Origin of the sequence: Bradyrhizobium sp. PRIMUS42 (assembly GCF_023006515.1) — a bacterium.
Lineage (GTDB): Bacteria > Pseudomonadota > Alphaproteobacteria > Rhizobiales > Xanthobacteraceae > Bradyrhizobium.
On the sequence record NZ_JALBGZ010001534.1, the window covers coordinates 1 to 524 of the forward strand.

A 524-nucleotide genomic window follows, 5' to 3' on the forward strand; every position below is an offset into this window, starting at 1 on the left:
GGCCGGCATCGGCCTGTCGGGTCAGATGCACGGCGCGACGCTGCTCGACGAGGACGGCCGGCCGCTGCGTCCCGCGATTCTCTGGAACGACGGCCGCTCGCAAAGCGAATGCGCCCTGCTGGAGCGGCGCTGTCCCTCGCTGCACATGATCGCCGGAAATCTGGCGATGCCCGGCTTCACCGCGCCGAAGCTGCTCTGGGTCGCGCGGCACGAGCCCGATGTTTTCGCGCGCGTGGCAAAAGTGCTGCTGCCGAAGGCCTATGTCCGCTATCGCCTGACCGGCGAGATGATCGAGGACATGTCCGATGCCGCCGGCACGCTGTGGCTCGACGTCGGCCAGCGCCGCTGGTCTGCCCTGCTGCTGCATGCGACCGGGCTCGACCTTCATCATATGCCGCGCCTCGTCGAGGGCAGCGCGGTGAGCGCGGTGCTGGCGCCGGAGTACGCGCAGCGCTGGGGCATGACTGAGAAAGTCGTCGTCGCGGGCGGCGCCGGCGACAACGCTGCGAGTGCGATCGGGCTCG

Annotated in this window: 1 protein-coding gene; it reads left to right on the forward strand. The window is 69.8% G+C overall.

From position 1 onward, the window contains the following. On the forward strand, positions 1 to 524 hold a 524-nt coding region (locus MOV75_RS41485; protein ID WP_247008675.1), incomplete at both ends, for an FGGY family carbohydrate kinase.